The sequence below is a fragment of the Bradyrhizobium sp. CCBAU 21365 genome (assembly GCF_015291305.1).
In the GTDB taxonomy this organism is placed as follows: domain Bacteria; phylum Pseudomonadota; class Alphaproteobacteria; order Rhizobiales; family Xanthobacteraceae; genus Bradyrhizobium; species Bradyrhizobium elkanii.
Window position 1 is genome coordinate 2,659,414 of record NZ_CP030036.1, and the last position, 23,929, is coordinate 2,683,342.

Below are 23,929 nucleotides of genomic sequence, written 5' to 3' on the forward strand. Positions count from 1 at the left end.
CTGATGAAAGCGGTTATTTCCATCGAGAATCTGGCATCGAGCTTCGTTGTGACGCTCTGGACGCCGCTGTTCGTCGGCATCTTCATAGCCATCGTCGTTTACGCGCTGTGGCCTCGCAACAAGAGGCGTTTTGATTCTGCGGCGCGCATGCCGCTGCGCCGGGACTGACAGATCATGACCGAGCACAACGACATCGATCACATCTCCGGCCGCTCCACGACGGGGCACGAATGGGATGGTATAAAGGAACTCAACACGCCGCTGCCACGCTGGTGGATTCTGAGCTTCTACGCCACAATCCTTTGGGCGATAGGCTACTGGGTCGTTTATCCGGCATGGCCGCTCCTCTCAAGCTACACGACAGGCGTGTTTGATTATTCGACCCGCGCCAGCGTCGTCAACGACCTCGCAAGTCTTGAGGAGCTGCGCGGCGAGAAGATGGCCGTGCTGGGCAAAGCGTCTCTTACCGAGATCGAGAAGGATCCGGCCCTGCTGGGATTGGCTCGCGCGCGCGGCAAGACGGTGTTCGCGGACAATTGCGCGCCATGCCACGGGAGCGGTGGCGCGGGTGCCAAGGGGTATCCGAATCTCAATGACGATGACTGGTTGTGGGGCGGATCGCTCGACCAGATCCTGCAGACCATCCAGTTCGGCGCACGTTCCGGGCATGCCCAGGCGCATGAGGGACAAATGCTGGCCTTTGGCCGCGACGGCATTCTCACGAAAACCGAGATTGTCACCGTAGCAAACTACGTGCGATCGCTGTCAGGCCTGACCACGGCAGCCAAGTTCGATGCTGCGGCCGGCACCAAGATCTTTGCCGAGAATTGCGCGGTCTGTCATGGCGAGAACGCCAAAGGCAATCAGGCGCTCGGCGCACCGAATCTGACTGACCGGATTTGGCTGTACGGCTCGGACGAGGACACGCTGGTCGAGACCATCAGCTATGGCCGCGCCGGCATCATGCCGGCTTGGAGCGGGCGGCTCGATCCCATCACAGTCAGGGCACTTGCCGTCTATGTCCATTCGCTCGGCGGCGGACAATAGGCGAGATGCGCCGCAAAACCTGCGCGCCGGTGACCCAGGATCAACGCGAGCCATCCGCGCCCGATGTCAGGTCGGTCATGAAGCCCACCGTAAACAAGACCGTTTCGCTCGATGAGCCAGTGAGTGACGAGGATGGACCCCTCTATACAGCCCATAGGAAGGTCTATCCGCAGAGCGTCCGCGGTACTTTCCGCACGATCAAATGGCGGCTGATGGTCGTGTGTCTGGGGATCTACTATCTGCTGCCCTTCGTGCGTTGGCATCGCGGCCTCGGCGCTCCCGACCAGGCGGTGTTGCTCGATTTTCCAAACCGGCGGTTCTACTTCTTCTTCATCGAACTGTGGCCCCAAGAGCTCTATTACTTCACCGGTTTGCTCGTGCTTGCTGCCATCGTGCTGTTCCTGATGAACGCACTGGGCGGGCGGATTTGGTGCGGTTATCTGTGCCCGCAGACGGTCTGGACCGACCTGTTCTATGCGGTCGAGCGCTGGGTCGAGGGCGACCGTCGCGAGCGGCTGAAGGCCGCCGCGCGCCCGATGACAGCAGGGCGCGCGGCAAAGCGCGTGCTGAAGCACGCAATCTGGTTGATGATTGCCTGGTGGACCGGCGGCGCCTGGGTGCTCTACTTCGCCGACGCGCCGACCTTGGTGCACGATCTGGCAACGTTCCAAGCGCCCGCAACCGCCTATATCTGGATTGGGATCCTGACCGCTTTGACATATCTGCTGGCTGGCTACATGCGCGAGCAGGTTTGCGTTTATATGTGCCCGTGGCCGCGCATCCAGGCCGCGCTCACCGACGAATGGGCCCTCAATGTCGCCTACAAATACGACCGCGGCGAGCAGCGCTGCTCATTGAAGAAATCATTCGATCTGCGCGCACGCGGCGAAAGGGTCGGAGACTGCATCGATTGTAATCAATGCGCGGCGGTCTGTCCGACCGGGATCGATATACGAAATGGCGCCCAGCTGGGCTGCATCCAGTGCGGGCTGTGCATCGATGCCTGCGATGCCGTCATGAAGAAGATCGGGCGCAAAAGCGGCCTGATCGGTTACGACAACGACATCAATATCCGCCGGCGGATGGACGGCAAGCCGGAGCTGTTCAAGCCGGTGCGCCCGCGCACGCTCGTTTATGCCTTTTTGATCACGATCATCTGCGCGGTGATGGTTTATGAGTTGTTGTCGAGAACGATGCTCGATCTCAGCGTTCTGCATGATCGTAATCCCATGGCTGTCAGACTCAGCGATGGATCGGTTCGCAACGCCTATACCGTGCGTTTGCTCAACAGGCGCGACTTCGATCGGGTAATCGCGATCGACATCGATGGGCCGCCCAAGACGTCCGTCCACGTCGTCGGCGCCGATTCGGTGACCGTGGATCGGCCGATGATCGTCCTGGCTCGCGATACGACGACAGAACTGCGTGTGCTGTTGACGGCGCCGGTTGACGGCATGGCGGAACGCTCGATGCCGGTGAGGTTTCGGGTCACCGACCTTGGCCTCGGCGAGGTCGCCTCCGCATCGGATCATTTTGTTCTCCCCTGACGATCACTGACGGGATGTGACCATGACCGCATCAAATCAAGTCACGTGGCCCATTACCGGGCGCTTCGTCCTGATCGCGATCCTTGCGTTCTTTTCGGTCGTGATCGGCGCCAATCTGGTCATGATGCGCTTTGCCATCGTTACGCTGCCGGGGACGGAGGTTGACAGCGCCTATCGTGCGAGCCTCGCCTATCAGCGCGAGATCATCGCGGCACGGCAGCAGAACGAGCGAAACTGGCAGGTGCAGGTATACATCCACCGGCAGTCGGATGGTGAAGCTGAGCTTGCGATCGAGGCGCGCGACCGCCTAGGTGCGCCTCTCGCCGGAATGAATTTCGTGGCCCGCCTCGAGCGCCCGGTCGACCGCCGGGCCGATCGGGCGATTGATGTCTCGCAGGCCAATGCTGGGATCTACCGCGGCAGCGCCTCGGGCGTCGCTGTCGGACAGTGGGATCTCGTGATCGAGGGCGACGATGACGACCGCCGCATGTTTCTGTCGAAGAACCGCATCGTCCTGAATTGAGAGCGTGTGCACATGCAGTCCGACATCGACTTTTCTCACTTTCTGAAGAGGACAGGCGCGGGCCGTCTCCAGCTTGACCTTGCGGTGGAGGGGATCAGTTGCGTGGGCTGCATGGGCAAGATCGAGCGCAATCTGTCGAGCATTCCGGATGTGACCTCGGCACGCGTGAACCTCACCGATAATCGGCTGGCGCTCGAATGGAAGGCCGGAGCCCTCGATCCAGCTCTATTTGTCAAGCGGCTCGCCGAATTAGGCTATAGGGCATATCCGTTCCAGCGGGACAATGCGGAGACGCTGGAGGCGGAGAGAGCGCAGGAATTGCTGCGGCGGCTGGGCGTCGCCGCCTTTGCCGCGATGAACGTGATGATGCTGTCGATCCCGGTATGGTCCGGAAATGTCTCGGATATGCTGCCGGAACAGCGCGACTTCTTTCATTGGCTCTCCGCGCTGATCGTCCTGCCGGCCGCGGCTTATTGTGCGCAACCATTCTTCTCTTCCGCTTTTGCCGTGCTGCGGGCGCGCGGAACCAATATGGACGTTCCGATCAGCATCGGCATTCTGCTCGCCCTGGCGACATCGCTGATCGAGACCATCGCTCATGCCGAGCACGCCTATTTCGATGCGGCGATCATGTTGATCGCCTTTCTGCTCGCAGGTCGCTATCTTGACCAGAACATGAGGCGACGCACCCGCGCCTTCGCCAGCAACCTTGCAGCACTCAAGGCGGAGACTGCGGCGAAGTTCATTAGCCCGACCGAGATCAGAACCGTTCCGGTGGCGGCGATCAAGCCGGGGGACATCGTGCTGGTGCGCCCCGGCGAATGCTGTACAGTCGACGGCAACGTGATCGAGGGAAGCTCCGAGATCGATCAAAGCCTTATTACCGGCGAGACTTTGCCGGCGATCGCGACGCCCGGCAGCGCGGTGTTCGCCGGCACATTGGTACGGTCCGGCACCCTGCGCGTCCGTGCAGCGGCGACCTCGGACGGCACACTGCTTGCTGAGATTTCCAGGCTGCTCGATCATGCCCTGCAAGCGCGCTCGCGCTATCTGCGCCTCGCCGAACGCGCGTCGCGACTCTATGCGCCGATCGTTCACATCACGGCCTTCCTGACCATGCTGGGTTGGCTTGCCTCTGGCGCCACCTTTCATAATTCGGTGGTCACGGCGATCGCAGTCTTGATCATCACCTGCCCCTGCGCGCTGGGTCTGGCTATCCCCGCGGTGCAGACGGTGGCCGCCGGCGCACTGTTCCGTTCCGGCGTGCTGCTCAATGCCGGGGATGCAATCGAGCGTATCGCCGAGGTGGATCGGGTGATCTTCGACAAAACCGGGACGCTGACGCTGCCTGAACTCGATGTCGCCAATCTCGCTGGCATTCCCGAGGATGTCGTCAAATTGGCGGGCCGGCTGGCGCTGTCGAGCCGCCATCCGGTCGCCGCCGCCCTGGCGCGTGCTGCCGGCGCAAACGAGCCGTTGGCCGATATCGAAGAGGAGCCGGGACGGGGCGTCCGCGGTTACTATGAGGGCGCGCCGATCCGGCTGGGCCGCCCCTTGTTCTGCGGCGCTGACAGCCTCGCTGACGAGATCCTGTGCCATGATCCCGAGGCCTCCGTCGTCGCGTTCAGCCACGGCGAGGCGAGGCATGTCTTTGCCATCAGGCAAAGGATGCGGCCGGACGCGGTCGAGGTCGTCACAAGCCTCGCACGCCTTGGCATCATGGTGGAGATCGTTTCCGGGGATCGCGAGCCGGCTGTTCGGCGGGCGGCCGAGACGCTTGGCATTCACAAGTGGCGGGCCAACGTCTCGCCGACGGACAAGGTCGCCCGGGTCGAAGATCTGACGAGCAGGGGATACAAGGTGTTGATGGTCGGCGATGGCTTGAACGACGCGCCCGCGCTCGCAGCAGCCCATGCCTCGATGTCGCCTGTCACCGCTACCCATATGAGCCAGGCGGTCGCTGATGCGATCTTCCTCGGTGCGCATCTTGGGCCCGTGATAAAGGCGGTCATTGCCTCGCGCGGGGCGCTGCGGCTGATGCGGCAGAATCTCTGTCTTGCTGTCGTCTACAACGTCCTGGCTGTGCCCGTTGCGATCGCCGGCTTGGTGACGCCGCTGATTGCCGCCGCGGCAATGTCATGCTCGTCGGTGCTGGTCATGCTTAACGCGCTGCGGGCGCGAAGAGGCGAGGCCCTCTGATGGAAGTGCTGATCTATCTGGTTCCGCTCGCCCTTTCACTCGGCTTCCTCGGTCTGCTTGGCTTTCTGTGGTCGCTGAAGAGCGGCCAATATGACGATCTCGACGGCGCGGCCTGGCGCGCCATCGCCGATGAGGAGCCCGATCAGCCTCCAGTGCCGGTCCAAATAGTGCCAACGGACCAGCGCATTTGTGGAAGCGGGCGTCGACGCGAGTACTAACTCGCCCGTCCAGGCGGTCCACCGCCGCAACTGTGGGACAGGCGAAGGTCGGACGGTTAGCAGCCTGTTGATGGCGGCAGGGCGCCGTGATCAGCAGCGGCTGCTCAGTGGCCCACTCGCTATCGATGACCATAGTATGAGAGCGCGATGGTGTCTGCCGGATTCAATGCCTGATCCCCTCTGAGCTGGATACAAATCTCGACCCTACCTGAAGTTCTCTGGCTAATCGCAATTCCCTTTCTCATGGTGTTTCAAAGACTTGTAACAACCTGCTAGGTTCCAACAACGATGTGTCAATTAGGAGACTGGATACGCCAATTCATGGCCAAATTTCTCGATACGAAAACCTCCACGAAACTAACAACTGGGAAGGCGCTGTAGCTATTGCTTCTGAACACATGACAGAGCCTTGCACCTTTGCGCGAGGTCTATGCTTGCCTCCTTTTTACGGTCGTCGCTGTGAAAAAACTATGTTAGAAGCCGCTCCTCTCAAAAGGAGCATTCATTGTGAAAAAAGCAACCAAGAAACGCGTTAAGCGGCGCGAGTGGACTAAGGCAGATATCAAAGAACTCAAGGTCCATTCAAAGGCTCGGACCCCGGTCACGAAAATATCAAAAATGACCAAACGCTCTGTCGGTGCGCTACGCCAGAAGGCCTTACATCTCGGAATCGGACTGGGACATCAGCGGTAGCTAATTGGGCTGCGCTGTTGATTGCTACAGTAGGGCGGCTCCCGGGCCGCCCTTATTGGCTGTTGGATTGTGTCGCAACAGCTGGTTCCGCCCAACCGTTGATCAACCAGCTTCGAGCCCGGGTAATTTCCTATCGATTTCAGCGCCGCGATTGTTGCTGCTGTCCGAGAACGTAGCATTGTCGGAGCTTTATAAAGTGAGGTGATCGAATCCAGCGAACTCAGTGAGTACAGTCTGCATTCCTGCTACGACGAACGTCTGGTCTGCTTCTCGGCGTGTACCTGCCAGAGGACTGGCCGCTTGGTTCTGCAGCCGATCAGCTTTGACGAGGTCCCGGAGTCCTCAGCTGGCTGATGAGAGGAGAGCTTCTCACCTACGACGTTAGGGGCGGTTACCTCAACAAGGAGCTTCTCCAACACAGGGCAGGGCGTGTGTGTCCACGATCGGCGGCGCGTCAAAGATCTTCGTGGCTTCGACCGACGATCGATTTGCAGATGAAGATGGGCTTTTCACACCACGTGCTGGGCGGAGCCTGGCGATGGCGGAGCGGCCTCGAGCGTCCGGCATCTTCGATGAGATTTTTGGAAAGCGCTTTGTGGCAATATCTCGGCAAAAAGCTGGTGACACGCTAAGTCACATGAGCCCGCAGATCTAAGCCAGCTCTGCGCGATTTGCTTAAGCGCGAGATTCAGCTCCCGCCACATCGAGGTCTGTACAGACGACGCGCCCGAAACCGCTCAAGAATGTTCAGCTTTCATCAGGGGTCGGCTCGTAGCTACCTCGTTGTTACTGCGACGGTCCCCTTTGGCTGACCACAGTTGAGAAGGTCGTCGTTATGGCCTAAGAGTGGATTCTGCAAAAATTGGGACGCGGCGCAGTCATGGGCCCACGGGTTAGCCGATAGAAACAACCTTGCGAGTGGGGCGTTCCTCGAAGATCATTTGGGCGCAAGAGTGCCCCGCCCAGCCTGCTGGTGAGCTCGAGCTTCGGAACGATACGGCGCGCTCAGCAGCAATAAAAACAGCGCTCGGTTGGCTTGATATCTGGCGGCCGAGCGGCTGCGCCCTGAGCCCGTCATCATCTGCTTGCCCTCGTCGGTATGCACGGACCACAACCACCTTCGTCGGCGCTGCTTCAAGGAAAACTCGAAGACTGGAAGCGTTGACATGGCTACGTGGCATCATTTCTGACGGACGTGCGTTTGGTCTTCGGAAGGCCAGAACCGCTCTCGCGGTAGACCTTCTCCAGACGACGCCTGACTGCAGCCAGCTTGGCAATGAACTCGCTTGATCCGTTAACCCCGAATTCATCAGAAGCGAGCTCATCCAGTGCTTCCTGCCCTGCCAAAGATGCCAGACGTTTACGAGTTTTGGCTGTCAGCGTCATCTGCACGACCCGAGCGTCGCTTGCGCAGTGCTTGCGCCGCAGGAATCCATTTTTCTCGAGCAGCTTTGAATGGGTCGTGACGAAGGAAGGATCGACGTGCATCAACTTTGAAACCATGTTGACGGGGACACCATTCTCTTTCCCCAAATAGGCCACGGCCATCAGGATCATCCACTGTGGCCCGGTGATGCCAAGGACATCGGCTCGGGATCTCGCAAGCTCTTCGAGCCACGCACTGATCGATCTGATCTCCCACATGAACGGCCGGATCGTCTCCAGTTCGTCAGTAGAGGTACTGCCAAGCGCGTTTGCTGGGCCAGGCAAATCCGGCGGCATCGAAGCTCTGGTTCCATCTTTTACCAGCTTGCCTTAGCGCGAATGAGAAGTGGCGACAACGCCGTAAGAGCAGGCAAATCAAATGCTTGGTACGGTACGGACGAAAGGGGAGTGTGCCAATCATGAACTGGCCGGAGCAGTTGCGGCAACAGAGCGCTCATTGTCTTGACGAACCGGCGGCATCCACTTGTCGGGTCGATCCCACACGCCGGTAAGATTGATGCCCCTACCAACGAGACGTCCATGGTCTGCTTCATTGGTTACTCGCCGGCTTGCTCACTCCTTTGCCGGATCATCGAGCGGTCAAAGTCTCGAGCGAGGAACGTTAGAACATCTGCGCCGCGTGTCGCGAAATCTCGACGCGCCATCTTTCCCTCTGATTAAAGGATACGACTTGCTCTTCCCACGCGGTCGGACTGCAATGTCCAGCACCGCGAGCCGTTGGGCGCAGACCATCAGCCTCGATGAGATCGGGCCGATTATGCAGAAAGCGATCGATAAGCGACAAGGCAAGTTCAACGACGAGGTCCGCCGGTGGGCTATCATCGAAGCCAATGCAAATTGCTTCCGAAGCCGAGACGATACGTCTTGACGCTCGGTTGCCTGGGGCTAGTGTCGTCGCTTCACGCCTTCGCCAACAGTGTTGTGTGGTGGTTGCCCGATAAACCGCAGTATAGTCTTCTCATCCGATTCCATATCGGCGGCTTGCCTTCGTATAGTTGAGCGGGCTTTTGGTCACAACTAGCCTTGCGAGTAGGCGGCAGGCTGCCGATTGCAATTGCCAAAAACGCTTGCGCGATTCATCAATTCGACGGATTCAGACCATGAATTGCAGGCGCCTCCCTCCTCGTATGGCAAAGTGTCGCGAGCGATCGGCCGATGGGAAATTGCGCGGCCGCCGTCGTCCTCGAGCGAACAAGTGTGTGGTCCGGGGGGCGCTTTCCTCGAGCGCATCAGGAGCGGTATTTTGAGCCAGGATGCAAACCGCGGGGCCACGGTCTGCTTTCTGCTCGGCCTTCCACGGTCCGGAACGACGCTGTTGGCGCATTTGCTCCAACAGCATCCGGAAATTACAGCTCCACCAGAGCCTTGGCTCATGCTGGCTCTTGAGGCGTTTGGCAGGGTGGACCATCGTCACCCGGCCGGAACATCTCTGATCGAAACGGCAACTTCCGAGTTCTTGGGCAGGATCGATCGCGCTGCCGTCAGCCGTGCCTTTGCGGATGCGGCGTACGGTGCGTATCTGTCCTCGGCGGGCAAGCGCATCATCGTGGACAAGACACCACGCTACTGGATGGTGCTCGACTATTTGGATCTTCTTTATCCTGAGGCGCCGCATATTCTTCTGATGCGCAATCCCTACGCCATTGCCGCATCCCTGAAGTCGACTTGGGGAGTCCCCCTTCAGGCGAAAAGCTCCCGTTCGGTCAGCTTGTCCTCGCTTGCTGATCTCATGCTCCGCCTGCCTGACGTTATTGCCTCTTCGCTTGCTGATCTGGTTCTCGGCCTGCCCAAACTCGCTGCGCACCGCGATCGCCGGCAGACGATGGTGGTGCAGTACGAACGCCTGGCGGCGTGTCCGGAGGAGGAAATCCAGCGTCTCATCGCTGGCCTTGGCTGTGATCCAAAAGACACCGCAGCTACGTCGACGGCTCGGGCCGATTATCTTCACTCCAGCAGCTTTGGAGATCGGAAAATCCTTGAAAGAAGGACCGTCGATGAGAAGTCTGTCGACGCGTGGCAGGTCCAATTGAGCGTCGAAGAGATGCAAACGATAACCGATCTGATCGGCGTCGAGCTGATGATACAGCTCGGATATGAAGCGGAATTGCGGTGGTTGATAAAGGGCGCGAGGTCACCGAGCTATATCGTCAGATATTTCGAATGTGGTGGGATCTGCGCCTCAGCAAGGAACGGGCATGGTCGAGCATTTCAGCCAACCCCGGTAAGCTGACCCCTGGCATTCGGCGGCCAATCGAGAACTCATGCTCCACACCAAATGCGTCCACAGGGCACGATGCGCAGCATCTATCCGGAACCGACTTCGACCAAAATCAGGAGCTGACGAGTTCGATGGAGGCGCAGTTGCGCATGGCACTCTTGGCTTCGGAATCGGATCGAGGTGCACTGCAAGAGGCCGTTCGGCATCGCGACGCCGTTATCGAGGCGCTGCGGGGCGAGATTGTGCGGCTCAAGGAGGGGAGCAACAATCACGAGCGATGATCCTCCCAGGACTATGGTCAAAATGTGCTGCCTGCCTTATCGAGCTCGTTGTCTAGCTGGCAAGCGGAAGTAAGTCCGCCGGCTCGCGTGTCCAGCCGCGCTTCGATTGGTTGCTGGCAGACGCCGAACGAAGGATGGACGCTATCCGCTGTTTGACCCGGTGGACGCCGATGCGCTATGGCAGGCAGCCGATCGCTGCAACGCCTATCGGGCCTATCGCAAGGCAAACGCGGTACTGAACGAACTAAAGATCCCGCATCGTAGAAGACACATGCTGCCGAAACATCTGCGCCGTCTCGAAGCTGAATCGATCGAAATCATGCGTGACGTGGTCGCCGAGTTCAAAAAGCCGGTCATGCTCTACTCGATCGGAAAAGACTCGAGCGTGATGCTGCATATTGCGATCAAGGCCTTCTATCCCGCAAAGCTCCCGTTTCCCCTGCTTCACGTCGACACGACCTGGAAGTTTCGTGAGATGATCAGCTTCCGGGACGCGACAGCCAAGCGCCTCGGCCTCGACCTGATCGTCCATGTAAACGAGGAGGGCATCGCGCGCGGGATCAATCCGATCGACTCCGGCTCCGCGCTTCATACCCGGGTGATGAAGACCGACGCCCTGAAGCAGGCGCTCGACCTCCACGAATTCGATGCCGCCTTTGGCGGCGCCCGGCGTGATGAGGAGAAGAGCCGCGCAAAAGAACGGATACTCTCCTTCCGTTCGTCCGGGCACGTCTGGGACCCCCGCAATCAGCGGCCGGAGCTCTGGAACCTGTTCAATACGCGGATTCGCCAGGGCGAAACCATGCGCGTTTTTGCGATGTCAAACTGGACTGAGCTCGACGTGTGGGAATACATTATGTGCGAGAAGATCCCGGTCGTCCCGCTCTACTTCGCCAAGCAAAGACCGATCGTGCGTCGAAATGGCGCGACGATCATGATCGACGACAAGCGATTGCCGCTTCGGTCTGGCGAGACGCCACAAATGCGGATGATCCGTTTCCGCACGCTGGGCTGCTATCCGTTGAGCGGGGCTATTGAATCCGACGCGACGAACGATCGAAGACATCGTCGCAGAGATGCAGACGCCCGGCCACGAGCAGTATACTCGCAACATGGCAACGGGCGCCTCAAACGCCCAGCTCGCTATCATCCTCATCGATGCCCGCAAGGGCGTGCTGGTTCAAACCAAGCGCCACTCGTTCATCTGTTCGCTCCTTGGTATCCGCCATCTCGTCCTGGCAGTGAACAAGATCGACCTCGTCCACTACAGCAAAGAGAGCTTTGATCGGATCGTCGCCGACTATGTGGCCTTTGCCAGCGATCTTGGCTTCGAATCGATCGTTCCGATCCCGATCTCTGCCAGGTACGGCGACAATGTCGTCGACCGCTCCGGCAACACTCACTGGTACGATGGTCCCTGCCTGCTCGGCCAGTTGGAGAGTATTGATATCCGGTGCGACAGCTCCGGGCAGGCCTTCCGCTTTCCAGTACAGTGGGTGAACCGGCCGGACCTGGATTTCCGCGGCTACGCCGGGTCCGTGGCTTCGGGAAGCATCTCGGTGGGCGACGACATCGTCGTCGCAGCGTACCTGCGCCGAGGCCGGCGATGCAATCACGATCACCATTGAAGACGAAATCGATATCGGCCGTGGCGATCTCCTGGCACGTCCGACCGAGCGGCCGGAGCTCGCCGACCAATTCGCCGCTCATCTGATCTGGATGGATGAGGACCAGCTCGTTGTCGGGCGCAATTACATTCTGCGCATTGGATCGCAGACCATAGCCGGCAGCATTACCGCGATCAATCATCGGATCGACGTCAATACACGGGAGCACCTGTCAGCCGGGACGCTTGGCCTTAACGAGATCGGCTTTTGCAATATATCAACCACCCGGCCTGCGGCGTTCGATCCTTACGAGGCCAATCGCAAGACCGGATCATTTATCGTCATCGACCGGTATACAAACCGTACGGTCGCGGCCGGGATGATCGCATGTCCACTGCGGCGGGCGACCAACGTCGCTTGGCAACCCGTTGCAGTGGGACGGAAGGAGCGGGCCGACCTCAAGAACCAGAAGCCCTGCATCATTTGGTTCACCGGCCTGTCCGGCGCAGGAAAATCGACGATTGCCAACATCGTCGATCAAAAGCTGTTCGCAATGTCCCGGCATGCCATGCTGCTGGATGGGGACAACCTGCGGCACGGATTAAATGCGGACCTCGGCTTCTCCGAGGTCGACCGCATGGAAAACATTCGGCGCGCCGGGGAGGCTGCCAAGCTGATGGCGGACAGTGGCTTGATCGTAATTTGTTCGTTCATCTCGCCCCACAGGAGCGAACGAGACATGGTGCGCAGTCTGGTCAGCAAGGAGGAGTTTGTCGAAGTCTTTGTCGATACGCCGATCGAAGAATGCGCGCGTCGCGATCCCAAAGGTCTTTATTCAAAGGCGAAGTCCGGTAAGATCAAGAACTTCACCGGCATCGATGCGTCCTATGAAGCGCCGATAAGACCCGAAATTCATCTCAGGACCATGGAGCAGACACCTGAGCAAATGGCCCAGGCCGTGATCGATGTGTTGATGGCTCGCGCAATTCTTGGCCGTTAGTGTTCGTCAAACCTGTCACCTCGCATCGCACCATCGATAGCAGGAGATGCCCCCCACTAACCTGCTGGCCCGGCCACGGCGACTCAGGTTAAGCAAAGGCATCAATCAGACTCAGGCTCCAAAGGAACAAAATGGTTGCGTCCACACGTCGATTGCCCGCTTCTGGTTATGTGCTCGAAATCGACGGTCAATTGAAAACCGAATTCGCAACCAGGGATGGGGCCTTCGCAGGAGCCCAGGAGCTCAAGAAGCGCCGTCCCATGCTCCAGGTCAGAATCTATGACGCCAGGACAAAGGCCAGAGAGGAAGTCCGACTTCCAGTAGCTTGAAGTTTCGCTTGATGCCGTTTCCCGCGCGTCCGACTAGCGTCATGCCTAGGCTCTCGTAACCGAGCTGCCGGCGTCTCGGACATCCAGCTTCGATCTCTCGCGCACGATGAAGAAGGGCAACTCGTTCCTCCGGGTCTAGCCGCATCCGGCGCAATTGTTTGCCAGTACATTGACTTGGGAAGCAGGAGCAGCCTGTCCCGACGCTCGGGCGCTAGGCCTACCCTCCGGCGCGCTGTCTTCAGTTTGGGCCGTATCCCTCACCTGCGCGCGAGCTTCAAAGGGCCGTCTGCGGGGCTGGCTGTGAACATGTCTGCACGAGGCGGGCCGGCAGGGGACAATGCGAAAGCCGCGGGACAGGCTCGCGACGCGGGTCGCCCCCCACACTCAATTCATGCCGGACCGCTCACCTCCTCAATGAGCCTGCAGCTTGCTGGCGTCAGTTCTCGTGGGGAAAAACTCGACCCAAGGCCGCTAACGGCCCCAGCGAGGGGGTAGACGCTAAGGGCGAGGCTATCGCTGGCTCGATTTCCGGCATTTTCGACGCTCTGTCTTGAGCTTGAGCGACACCGGCCTCGAGCCGGACGCCGGATCGAGAGTGCGCTCGACATTTGGCAGATCTAGCAGAGGAGCCAACCGAGCAGAACGGCTCGAAGGAGCTAGCCGTCGAGGTCAAACGCCTCATGACTGCGGGCAGGCTCATCGGTCCGCAAGCCGTTGAGCTGCTCCGCGATCGAGTTGAGCATTCGAGCTCCACGACGGCGCACTCCCCGCGGCGACACTCTGGATCAGCCGTCAACCACGACACGCCCACCGCCGTGATGATGGACTGCGGGACGATCCTGACGTCGAACTATGAAAACTCCGAGCTCGCTTGCCGCAAATCACATCGTTCAGCCGCTCGAGTTGGCTTATCGCTCCTTTTGGAGGTGCACGTCAGAAAAAATTCACACGAGAAGAGTTCGGGAGAGGGTTGAAACGCACCTAACGTCAAGTTGTACGATCTGAAAATGGACGGCAAAGGTCGTCAACGTCCCGAATTCTCCAACGAGTGACAGTATGCGAATGTCCCAAGTCTCAGGCTCACGCAGGATCAGGCTCATCAGCAACGGAACGCATCATGTCCGTCAGGCGCGGATCGATATCCGCACGCGATGGACCCGATGTGCACGTTCGTCCGAACCTCAACGTTCGCCTGAATGCACGGTTTGGCGTAAACCGATCGACGCCTAGCTAGCAATGCGATGGCGCTCAAATCCTTGCATGCATGATGTGGTGGGCTGCTGGCGATGCTTGCCCGCGCCTATGGTGTTTCTCCCAGCAGCAGATGAATCGAGAAAGCCTGCGCCCAAGGGGGTGAGGTCGCATCATCGCGCTTCAGATCCATCGACGAATACGGTTTAAGGGGAATTGGTGTGACTAGACAACGCTCTCTGCTGACGCCTGGTCCATTGTCGCTGTCGCTGGCGGTCAGGAGCCAGATGCTGCTCGACCTCGCATCGCGCGATGGTGAGTTCAAGGAAGTGACCGCCCGCATGAGGCGGCTGATGCTCAATCTGCTGGGAGGTGCCAAGGACTATTCGGTGGTCCCCATTCAGGGGGGCGGGTCCTTTGCAATGGAAGCCGCGCTCTCTTCATTCGTGTCCAGGAACGACAAGCCGCTCGTTTGCATAAACGGCATCTATGGCGAGCGCATTTTCAAGATTCTGCGGCTGTGGGGCGTCGAAGCGCTGAAGCTTGTCAAGCGAGCGACCGAGCCCCTGGACCCCCAGGAAGTTGCCGAGCAGCTGAGCCGAAATCCCGGCGTTACTCACCTATGTCTTGTGCATTGCGAGACAACAACCGGAATCGTCAATCCGCTTGACGCGATCATAGAGGAGGCGAGGCGGCGTGGTGTGAAGACGATCGTCGACGGCATGAGCTCTTTTGGCGCGATTGACATCGACCTAAGCCGTGGTGGACCGGATGTCCTGGTCACATCGAGCAATAAGTGCATCGAAGGGCCGCCAGGAGTAGCTTTTGTCATCGCGTCTCGCGAGCTGCTGGAAAAAGCGGTTCAAGAACCAAGGTCATTTGTGCTCGACGTGAGAGACCAATGGCTCTCGCTCGAGCGTACCGGAGAGTGGCGATCGACCCCACCCACCCACATCGTTCAGGCAACAACGAAGGCTTTGGAGATTCTGGAGGGGGAGGGCATTGATGCCAGGCGCCGCAGGTATGAGAAGGTCAGAGACGATCTCGTCCAAGAACTCGAAGGGGTAGTGTCTCCGCTGCTATCCGCCGAATTGCAGTCTCCGGTCTGCGTCGCGTTCAGCGCGCCGTCCGGAATCGCGGATCAGGCAGGCTTCGATGGGCTATATCGTCACTTGGCGGCCCACAATCTTTATATCTACTCGAAGCTGCATCTTGCGACGCGGAGTTTTCGGGTCGGCTGCATTGGCGAGATCCAGCCCAGTTGGATCGAGCAGTTGGGGTGCGCCTTTCGTACATATTTTCGGTCCGGCCCGGCTTCATCCATGGGGACGCCGTCAACCCGCCAGGCCTGCGAGCGTGGGGTCGAGATGTCATCGTCCTTCGCAAAGGACTCGCAGCTGCCGTTCTCTGCCGAAACTGCTGTTCTGCACGCCGGCTACCGACGCGATCCGGTGACGAAAGCTGTCGCAGTGCCGATCTATCAGAACACGGCTTACGAACTTGATGGCGATCTGAATCACATTGCGGACGTCTATAACGTCAAGGCTGATGGATTCACCTATACGAGGATCATCAACCCGACGACCCGCGCGCTGGAAAAAAGGTATGCCGCGGTCGACATGGGAAGCGACTCGCTCGCCGTCGCATCAGGTCAAGCGGCAACCTTCCTTGCCATCGTCAACCTGTCAAGCGGCGAGGTGGGGGACAATATCGTCGCCTCACCGTATCTCTATGGCAACACGTGGAATCTGCTCCATAACACGCTGAAGCGTCTTGGTATCAGCGTCAGAACGGCAGACCCCCGAAGGCCCGAGACCTTCGAACGTGCCATCGATGATCGCACGATCTGCCTGTTCGGAGAGGTGATTTCAAATCCTTGCCTGATTCCGCTTCCGGTCAAACAGCTGGCTGAGATCGGCCGAAAGCACGGCGTTCCGTTGGTGGTGGATAATACGACGACCCCGCTGGTATGTCGGCCGTCAGATCTCGGTGCTGCGATTACGACCTACTCCGCTACGAAATACATATGCGGCCATGGCACAACGCTGGGCGGTCTGATCGTTGACAACGGCAAGTTCAGCTACCGCGGCGCCTCTCGCTTTCCCTTGTTCAACAGTCCTGACGAGGCGCATGGCGGGATCATCTGGCGCAACGCGCTGCAAGATGTCGACGATCTCGGAAAAAGCGAGGTTCTCTTGAAGGCTCGCATGACCTGGTTGCGCGATACTGGCGCGGCCATTGCCCCCTTTGCGAGCTTTCAGCTGATCCAAGGCCTTGAAACGCTGCCCCTTCGCATGAAGCAGCACTGCGCAAACGCCAGGATCGTGGCCGACGTTCTTAAGGAGCATCCAAAAGTGCGCCGCGTCTTCTACCCGGGGCTGTTCGAGGGAGCCGATCGGGAAACTGTCGACCAGACACTCAATCCCGCATACGGACACGGCGCGATGGTCATGTTCGAAGTTGAGGACGAGCAGGCCGGGCGGAAATTCATCCAGAATGTCGACCTGATGTATCACGTCTCGAATGTCGGGGACGCCCGTACGCTCGTAACGCATCCTGTTTCGACCACCCACACCACTGTTCCGCGGGAGAAGCGCGAAGCCGCCGGCATATTTGGCGGCTCGATCCGACTTTGCGTGGGCATCGAAGATGTCGACGACATCGTGCGCGATCTGGACAGGGCGCTTTCCGCAATCTGACAACTTGTAAGGCGATCAGGAGGAGGTTCTCATGAATCAGGCAGACGCTTGGAAACTGAGGTCGTCTCGTTATGAGGCTGTTCAGTTCAGCCGGGAGATCAATAAGCAATTGTCCGAGCTGAGGCCGGACAATGTGATGGGAGCGATCTACATCGCCAAGGATTACGCTGTAATTGCCGCTTGCACGCTCGCGACGCTCTGCGTCTCCTGGTGGCTGTACCCGCTCGCCGTTCTTCTGATCGGTGCCTACCAGCGCGGCCTGACGACGATCGCTCATGATGCGGCTCACCGTACGCTCGCGAAGAACACGACCTGGAACTACGTCCTCGGCATTCTGTTCGCGGCCTATCCCCTGTTCCAGCGCCACTGGGCCTACCGGATCTCGCACGTCTATCTGCATCATCCGTATCTCGGCGACCCGGAGAAGGATCCCGACCTGAAGTTCTTCATGGCCAATGGTGTTTACGACGTCCAGCCTCCCAAGCGGTACGCCTTCAATATCATCTGGAAGCCGATATTTGGTGGCGCGACACTGGCCTACCTGAAGTATCTCTGGACCAACCGGTTTTCGATCACAGATTCCGAGGACCAGAGCCGGTCAAGCATACTTGTCGACAAGTATGGCTTTTACCTCTTCTGGATCGGCATCCTGGCCGGATCATACGCTCTTGGGCTGCTCCACATCGTGATCCTGTTTTGGATCGTCCCCTATCTCACAACGTTTCAGGTTCTTGGCTGGTTTGTCGAGCTCGCCGAGCACTCGCCGATGTGCGAGAGCGAAACGAAGAACGTCTATCTAACCAGGAATCGGAAAGGCAATTTCCTGGAGCGGGCGATCCTTGGACAAAACCTGGACGAGTATCACCTCGAGCATCACCTCTCGCCGGGTATCCCATTCTGGCTGTTGCACAAGGCCCAGAAGATCCGGATGCAGGATCCGGGTTACGCAAAGGTTGCCGCGAGCTGGGGAGGGCTCTTCGTCAAGGGGCCGCAAGGTCAACCCAGTGTCATAACTCAGTTGAAGGAGCGAAATCGACGCTTGTATGAGCAATCGCTTGCTGATGCCCATGCGAAGGGGCACGTGGCGTGACATTGCAACGCTCAGACAACGCTCGCGCCGTGGTCGGCGTCACCTCGAACCGTCTTTTGGTCGATGGTGTGCATCGCGACTGGCTACGGCAAAAATACCTCAAGGCCCTCCTTCATCATGCGGGCGTGGCATGCGTCATATTGCCGACGATCGACGCGGAAGATGTGAGGCTAGAGGTCGGCCTGGCGATCATGGGCGCGCTCGACGGTCTGGTTTTGACAGGGGATGAATCGAATATTGACCCTGCCGTCTTGAAGGCACCTGCATCACTTCCGCCGGCTGACCAACAGGACGTTGATGGTGGAATTCGTGACCGCCCGCGGGATAGGCTCTCTGCGGTAGCCATTGGGAGCGCCATCGCGCTCGGAATGCCGATCTTGGGCATCTGCCGCGGGCTTCAGGAGCTCAACGTCTATTTTGGCGGCACTCTCCATCCATCGCTTGCTGAGTGGAGACTGGGAAGTGGCCTGATGCATGCCGAGAAACCAGATCGTCCAAGAGACCGTCAGTACGATGCCGCGCACAGCGTGAGGATATCTCCTGATGGTGCGCTCTTTCCGATCGTGCGCGCCATCGAAGCGCAAGTGAACTCCCTGCATAATCAAGGCATCGAGCTGCTTGCCGCCGCACTGAGGCGCGAGGCATGGGCGCCTGACGGACTGGTCGAAGCGGCTTCGGTCATCGGCGCGCCGACGTTGCAAATCGGTGTGCAATGGCACCCCGAATGGCACGCCTCAACTGATCTCCTGAGCCAGCGACTGTTCACGGCTTTTGGAGAGGCGTGTGTTGCGTACTACCAAACAAAGAAACATTAGAGGCGGATTGTGACGTTTCAAACCAAGCGCGGTCCGCCCAGGTCGAAAGGTGAGTCTTCCGGAACTGGTGGACAAGCGTGGTCCGGGGGGCGGGCCGCGCCGCCCCGCCCGCAGAGGACGGGTGGGCGATTGACAAGACGCTTCGCTCTGGGAGTTCTCTTTGTAGCGCTCTATGTCGTCCTGAGCGCGGCAGGCGAAGTTTATGCGGCATCGTATTTTCAGCGGGCGGATGCGTTCGTCGCTCTCCTCGTGTCCTTTGCCGCGGTCTGTCTGACATTTAATCTGCTGGCAGGTCACGAGAGAGAAACGGCACGGGTTGCGAAGTCGGCGCTCCTGGTGTTCGTGTCGCTCAATGTCGTGACCGCGATCAGTTGGATCGGGTTGTTTATCGGCCTGAAATACACCGAACCGGCGATCGTCGTCGCGTTCATGGTGGCGCTAGGACCCGCTGCGACGGTGTGGTTAAACGCGCTGATCAGGCGCCAGGGCGTTCCTCCAGCATCCGATATCGTCGTGAGCGTGACGATCGCGGCAGTTGGAAGTTACATGATATGGATCTCGGCAACCGGCAACGCTGGCGTGGAGTGGGGAGCTCGATCGTCCTTCGGCATCGTCTTGGCAATCGTGGCCGGCCTATCGCTCGCTCTTACAAATATACTCGTCAAGCTGCTATTCGACCGCGGATTTTCGGGTCGACAGGTGTTGGCGCATCGTTTTTACGGAACGATCCTTTTGCTGCTGGGACTGGTCGACCATTCCTCCATCGTGCTCGAGATCTCGCAACATTGGCTTGCGATCGCAACGATTGGGCTATCCACGATCATCGTTCCATTGCTCTTGTTCCAGGAGGGTATTCGCCGCGTCGAGCCCTTCACGGTCAACATGGTCCTGTCCACCGCTCCTGTCATCACGTTTCTGTTCCAGTACTTCGATTCTCGTATCGTGCCTTCGCCGCATACGTTCGTTGGAAATGTTCTCATCACGGCTGTTGCCGTCGGCAACGTCTGTTTGCAGTACCGGAGGTCCGCATGAACGAGCGAAACTGTGTAATCGTCGACGCATATTCGACCGGCCGCTTCTTGCCGGAAGAGTTCAAGCGGTATGGAATTTCAACAGTGCATGTGATGTCGGCTGCACAGATTCCGTCGATCTTTCAATCGCATTTCAATGCTAATCTGTATGATGAAGTCATTCGCCCGCCCGAGCGCATGGGGTACGACGAGATCGTTGAATATCATCTTCGGGCTCTCCAGGGCAGGGAGCTGGAGTTCGTCATAGCGGGGTGCGAGACAGGAGTTGAGCTGGCCGATTCGATCTCGGAGCGGCTGGGCTTGCCTTCAAATGGCACCGCCCTTTCGGCCGCCCGACGGGACAAATCGCGCCTGTCTGAAGCGTTGGCCTCAGCAGGCGTGCGATCGATCAGACAAGTGGTGTCCGACAATGCTGAAGTGATCGCAAGATGGAAGCGTCAAGAGACCTTCGATGAGCTTGTGATCAAGCCGCTGAACAGCACAGGCACGGAGGACGTGTTCTTTTGCTCGACGGATGCCGATATTCAGCGCGCTGTAACCGCGATCGTCGGTAAGACGAACCGTGTCGGAACGCTCAATCAATTGGCGCTTGGACAGGAGAAAATCAACGGCCAGCAATATACCGTAAATGCCGTCTCGATCGACGGCGAGACCTTCGTCACGGAGGCCTGGACCTATGACACTGTTCCTATTGAGGGCGCGTCTTCGGTCTGCTCACTCGAGCGGTTATTGGGAGGTAAGGAGCCAATCGTTCTTGAACTATCCGACTACCTTGAACGTGCGCTGCGGGCGCTTCGGATCACCGACGGACCTGCTCATGCCGAGATCATCGTCGATGATCGGGGACCGGTTCTGGTCGACTTCGGAGCGAGGCTGCAAGGAACCATGTCGGCAAAAGCCAGGACGATGGCGTTGGGCCATAACCATTTGACGCTCACCGCGTGGCGTTACGCAGATCCCAAAGGCTTTGCTGGGTATATGAGGCGACGCGGGGTTTACAAGCGGCAGGCTCATGCACTGTGCGTCTCGCTGATCTCCGACATGGGCGGTGTTGTTGCCGGCTATCCCGGACTCGATGCGATCGGCAAGCTGCCGAGCTTCGCGGATGCCATTGCGTTCGTTCCGATAGGGCAAAACCTGGTTCCGACGATCGACTTGGCGTCGACGCCAGGCATTGTGTATCTCGTGAACAACGACCTGATACAGCTTGAGGAAGATTATCGCCAACTGCGTGCGATGCGGATGGACCAGGTGTTCGATTTGGTGCCGCAGGAAGCGAACCAATGACCGGCATCTGCGACAGTTGCACGAATTCAGCCGCTGCGGCGATGATCGGTGTGAGCGACTTCGATGGCATCCTTCGAGGCAAACACGTCCTGGGTGAAGATCTTTCCGTCGGGAATAAGGTCATCAAGTTCTCTGAAGCGGTGCTCGCGTGGGATTGTTCGGACCGCGTCATTCCGGCGGGCTTCACGCAAGAGCCGCAGTCAGTATTTGGGGACGCCGATCTGCGCGTTCTGTCCGGCACCGGCCGTTCGGTGTCTTATGCCGGCGATCAATATCTCTATCTGGCTGAGTTTGCGGGCGCACATGAGAGCGTCTGCCCGCGCGGTATTCTGCGTAAAGTCCTGCAAAGGGTTGCCGACCGCGGATACAGCTGCAGCGCCGGGTTCGAGTTTGAGTTTATGCTGTTCAAGGAGAACGCCGACATAATTGAAGACAAGCCGTTCGGCCAATGGGCTCCTTTGACGCGGGGCCCATTCGGCTACTCGATTGCGCGGTCTGTCGCGCACAGGGAGCTGTTCGGTGAGATCCTGGCGCTTTGTGAGAAGTCCAGAATCCCTCTCAGCGGGCTGCACTTTGAAACGGGACCAGGCGTGATTGAAGCGTCACTTCGTCATTGTGATGCCCTGGAAGCCGCCGATCGAGCAATCATATTCAAGTCGATGATAAAGGCCTGGGCGCAGACGCGCGGCATGATGGCTACATTCATGGCCAAGGTTTCAGAGAATTGGCCGGGCCAGTCCGGCCATATTCACGTCTCGATGTCCGCAGATGGTCAGAATGTGTTTTACGATAGTGAGGCGTTTCGCAACGTCTCGAAGCTCATGAGGCAATTCATCGGCGGACAATTGAAATACATGAATGATTTCTGTGTGCTCGCTGTGCCGAATTTCAATAGCTACAAGAGATTGGTACCTGGTTGTTGGGCACCAATCTATCCGAGCTGGGGAATCGACAACCGATCCTGCGCGGTACGCGTCATTCCGGGAGACCCGTCTGCACATCGTCTCGAATACAGGCTGCCCGGTGCAGACCTGAACCCATATCTTGCCCTCGCATGTGCCATCGGTTCCGGCATATTGGGTATCGAGACAAACGCGGCGCTCCCGGCTTCGATCGTCGGTGATGCAAGCGCGGAGGCCTGCCTTCCGTCTGGGAGGCTGCCTCAAAGCTTGGCAGAGGCAACATATCGGTTTGCACAGTCTCCGGCAGCCAATGATGTCTTCGGTGAAAGGTTTGTTGAAGCGTTTTCTTGCTCCCGCCGTTGGGAATGGGAGGCCGTTCAACATCGGGTCACAGACTTTGAACGCCGGCGGTATTTCGAGATCATTTAGCCAGCTTGAGCTGTACAGACCGGCGCCTTCCAAGCATCAACTGATCGGCCGGTTTCAATAAGTCATCCATGCTCTCATTTAGCAGCAGGCGGACGAGCGCTCCAATTGGTGAGTTGCTCCTCCTCCTTGGAGGGAAGGCTCCCGCGTCTTGCGGCCGATGAAGGCGTCCGGCCTGGCACTCTAAGTAATTCCGCAGCCCGCGAGATCAGCTCACAAACGCGCCCTACGTAATCTTGGAAAGCCTCATGGTGCACGCGCGAAGCGCGATCGGTGTCGGCCATGGCCGCGCTTATTGCTTCGGCAGCGGGCGCGCGCTCGGTCTCCCAGCCGACAGCGTGACGCAGACAATGCGCCGATGCATCCTATGTTGTTAAGGGAACTAAGGCTTTGTTGCTCTTATCGTCCGCTCGACCTCATCGGTCAGTGTCCGATGATGAGCTGCCAGCTTGGCGAATAGCTCTTTCTTAGTCGGACTGGTCGCCAGCTTGCTGATTAGCTCACACTCTTCCGCCTCGATCCGAAGTTTTTCCAAGCGCGCCTGCATGTTCTTCATGGAAGGCCTCCCCGCAAGAGGCGGGGATCATCTCATGGGGAACCTGACGGGAACAAGCTATGACAACAGACGGCGACCGATGGAAAAGATGGGCTGAGCACATCCCGTTCGTCTAATCCGAACTAGGACACGCCAAGAATCAAATCAGGACACGGGGCCTGGATACGGATAGCGCTCTACTCGTGCTCGTTGTGGCAAGGACACGCCCTGCGACAGATTAGAGCCCGGTGAAAAACCGGACAGACAGGCTAGCCAATATCTGCGATCCTCTCCGACATTTCAGGACGGAACAATTTTGGGGAGTTTCCAATGCCCGCGTGGTCCGCAGCGGACGAACAGCGACTACTGCAATTGGTTCGAGAAACAGGCCTCACGCAGCGCGAGATCGCTCAGAAGCTCGGGCGGACTGAGGCAGCGGTGAGCGGGCGATTGATCCTTATTAGGAAGCGCGCCGCGGAGAGGGCGGATTAACCCCAAGTGCGGAGCCAATTTTTGTAAGGATTCAACGCAACGCCGCCCGCTTAAAATACATGCGAGCGGCGCTTGCTCTAGCCCCAGGAAGGTTGTTGGCAAAATCCTGATACGTACACTTTGGCACAAAATGCAAATCGCGCGCATACCTAAGAATGGTTAACGCGTCCGTAAGAATACGGGAAAAAGTGGCAAAGCTCGGTTCCCTTGCTCGGCCCGCCTCTTGTGCGCCAATTAGCATACGCTCACAGAGAGCCAGCTCATCCTGCGAACACGGTCAGGCTCGACCATATCGACCAGGTGGCGTGAGGCTTTCTCAGCTTCGCTGCAAATCGTTCGTCGTTCCCCGTCGT

Annotated in this window: 18 protein-coding genes and 1 pseudogene; 17 read left to right on the forward strand and 2 right to left on the reverse strand. The window is 58.6% G+C overall.

The window, feature by feature from the left end; all coding sequences use genetic code 11:
- Window positions 1-3 precede the first annotated feature (3 nt).
- The 6 genes from XI02_RS12190 to ccoS all read left to right on the forward strand — a co-directional run bounded on the left by XI02_RS12190 (window position 4) and on the right by ccoS (window position 5,534).
- Window positions 4-168, forward strand: coding sequence for a cbb3-type cytochrome c oxidase subunit 3 (locus XI02_RS12190; protein WP_016841961.1), 165 nt, complete (start codon window positions 4-6; stop codon window positions 166-168).
- 6 nt (window positions 169-174) lie between these two features.
- Window positions 175-1,047: a cytochrome-c oxidase, cbb3-type subunit III gene (gene ccoP / locus XI02_RS12195; RefSeq protein ID WP_018270238.1), complete on the forward strand. Its 873-nt coding sequence runs from the start codon at window positions 175-177 to the stop codon at window positions 1,045-1,047.
- A 77-nt stretch (window positions 1,048-1,124) separates the two neighbouring features.
- On the forward strand, window positions 1,125-2,594 hold the full coding sequence (gene ccoG, locus XI02_RS12200) for a cytochrome c oxidase accessory protein CcoG (RefSeq protein WP_026192394.1): 1,470 nt from the start codon (window positions 1,125-1,127) through the stop codon (window positions 2,592-2,594).
- A gap of 22 nt (window positions 2,595-2,616) precedes the next feature.
- Window positions 2,617-3,117, forward strand: a complete 501-nt coding sequence (locus XI02_RS12205) for a FixH family protein (RefSeq protein ID WP_016841957.1) — start codon at window positions 2,617-2,619, stop codon at window positions 3,115-3,117.
- 12 nt (window positions 3,118-3,129) lie between these two features.
- Window positions 3,130-5,316: a heavy metal translocating P-type ATPase gene (locus tag XI02_RS12210; protein WP_016841956.1), complete on the forward strand. Its 2,187-nt coding sequence runs from the start codon at window positions 3,130-3,132 to the stop codon at window positions 5,314-5,316.
- On the forward strand, window positions 5,316-5,534 hold the full coding sequence (gene ccoS / locus XI02_RS12215) for a cbb3-type cytochrome oxidase assembly protein CcoS (protein WP_018270241.1): 219 nt from the start codon (window positions 5,316-5,318) through the stop codon (window positions 5,532-5,534). The genes XI02_RS12210 and ccoS overlap by 1 nt, the downstream gene beginning before the upstream one ends.
- Before the next feature lie 1,863 nt (window positions 5,535-7,397).
- Here ccoS and XI02_RS12220 read toward each other — a convergent pair.
- Window positions 7,398-7,949, reverse strand: coding sequence for a MarR family winged helix-turn-helix transcriptional regulator (locus XI02_RS12220; protein ID WP_018270242.1), 552 nt, complete (start codon window positions 7,947-7,949; stop codon window positions 7,398-7,400).
- Between the two features lie 919 nt (window positions 7,950-8,868).
- Between XI02_RS12220 and XI02_RS12225 the strand changes: the two genes are divergently transcribed.
- The 10 genes and pseudogenes from XI02_RS12225 to XI02_RS12275 all read left to right on the forward strand — a co-directional run bounded on the left by XI02_RS12225 (window position 8,869) and on the right by XI02_RS12275 (window position 22,552).
- Entirely contained in the window at window positions 8,869-9,903 is a 1,035-nt protein-coding gene (locus tag XI02_RS12225) for a sulfotransferase (RefSeq protein WP_016841952.1), read from the forward strand.
- A gap of 119 nt (window positions 9,904-10,022) precedes the next feature.
- Window positions 10,023-10,172 (forward strand): hypothetical protein, encoded by a 150-nt coding sequence (locus tag XI02_RS45320; RefSeq protein ID WP_016841951.1) that lies wholly within the window; start codon window positions 10,023-10,025, stop codon window positions 10,170-10,172.
- Window positions 10,173-10,443: 271 nt separating this feature from the next.
- Window positions 10,444-11,800, forward strand: a pseudogene (gene cysD / locus XI02_RS46355) (sulfate adenylyltransferase subunit CysD).
- A 91-nt stretch (window positions 11,801-11,891) separates the two neighbouring features.
- Entirely contained in the window at window positions 11,892-12,779 is an 888-nt protein-coding gene (gene cysC / locus XI02_RS12240) for an adenylyl-sulfate kinase (protein ID WP_016841948.1), read from the forward strand.
- Between the two features lie 1,807 nt (window positions 12,780-14,586).
- Window positions 14,587-16,998 carry a 2-aminoethylphosphonate--pyruvate transaminase gene (locus XI02_RS44870; protein WP_016841945.1) on the forward strand — a complete coding sequence of 804 codons (2,412 nt, stop codon included), beginning with the start codon at window positions 14,587-14,589 and terminating at the stop codon, window positions 16,996-16,998.
- Between the two features lie 31 nt (window positions 16,999-17,029).
- A complete protein-coding gene (gene rtxC, locus XI02_RS12255; protein ID WP_016841944.1) occupies window positions 17,030-18,088 on the forward strand; it encodes a dhydrorhizobitoxine desaturase in 1,059 nt (352 codons plus the stop codon).
- On the forward strand, window positions 18,085-18,903 hold the full coding sequence (locus XI02_RS12260) for a gamma-glutamyl-gamma-aminobutyrate hydrolase family protein (protein WP_016841943.1): 819 nt from the start codon (window positions 18,085-18,087) through the stop codon (window positions 18,901-18,903). Before rtxC ends, XI02_RS12260 begins: the two co-directional genes overlap by 4 nt.
- 129 nt (window positions 18,904-19,032) lie before the next feature.
- Entirely contained in the window at window positions 19,033-19,935 is a 903-nt protein-coding gene (locus tag XI02_RS12265; RefSeq protein WP_172648453.1) for a DMT family transporter, read from the forward strand.
- Complete coding sequence (locus XI02_RS12270) at window positions 19,932-21,221, forward strand: hypothetical protein (RefSeq protein ID WP_016841941.1); 1,290 nt, start codon at window positions 19,932-19,934, stop codon at window positions 21,219-21,221. Before XI02_RS12265 ends, XI02_RS12270 begins: the two co-directional genes overlap by 4 nt.
- Window positions 21,218-22,552 carry a glutamine synthetase family protein gene (locus XI02_RS12275; RefSeq protein ID WP_016841940.1) on the forward strand — a complete coding sequence of 445 codons (1,335 nt, stop codon included), beginning with the start codon at window positions 21,218-21,220 and terminating at the stop codon, window positions 22,550-22,552. The genes XI02_RS12270 and XI02_RS12275 overlap by 4 nt, the downstream gene beginning before the upstream one ends.
- Before the next feature lie 379 nt (window positions 22,553-22,931).
- Here the strand turns inward: XI02_RS12275 and XI02_RS12280 are convergent, their stop codons facing one another.
- Window positions 22,932-23,105 carry a hypothetical protein gene (locus tag XI02_RS12280; RefSeq protein WP_018270245.1) on the reverse strand — a complete coding sequence of 58 codons (174 nt, stop codon included), beginning with the start codon at window positions 23,103-23,105 and terminating at the stop codon, window positions 22,932-22,934.
- Between the two features lie 309 nt (window positions 23,106-23,414).
- Here XI02_RS12280 and XI02_RS46360 point away from each other — a divergent pair, with 309 nt between their 5' ends.
- Window positions 23,415-23,576: a sigma factor-like helix-turn-helix DNA-binding protein gene (locus tag XI02_RS46360; protein WP_018270246.1), complete on the forward strand. Its 162-nt coding sequence runs from the start codon at window positions 23,415-23,417 to the stop codon at window positions 23,574-23,576.
- Window positions 23,577-23,929: the final 353 nt, after the last annotated feature.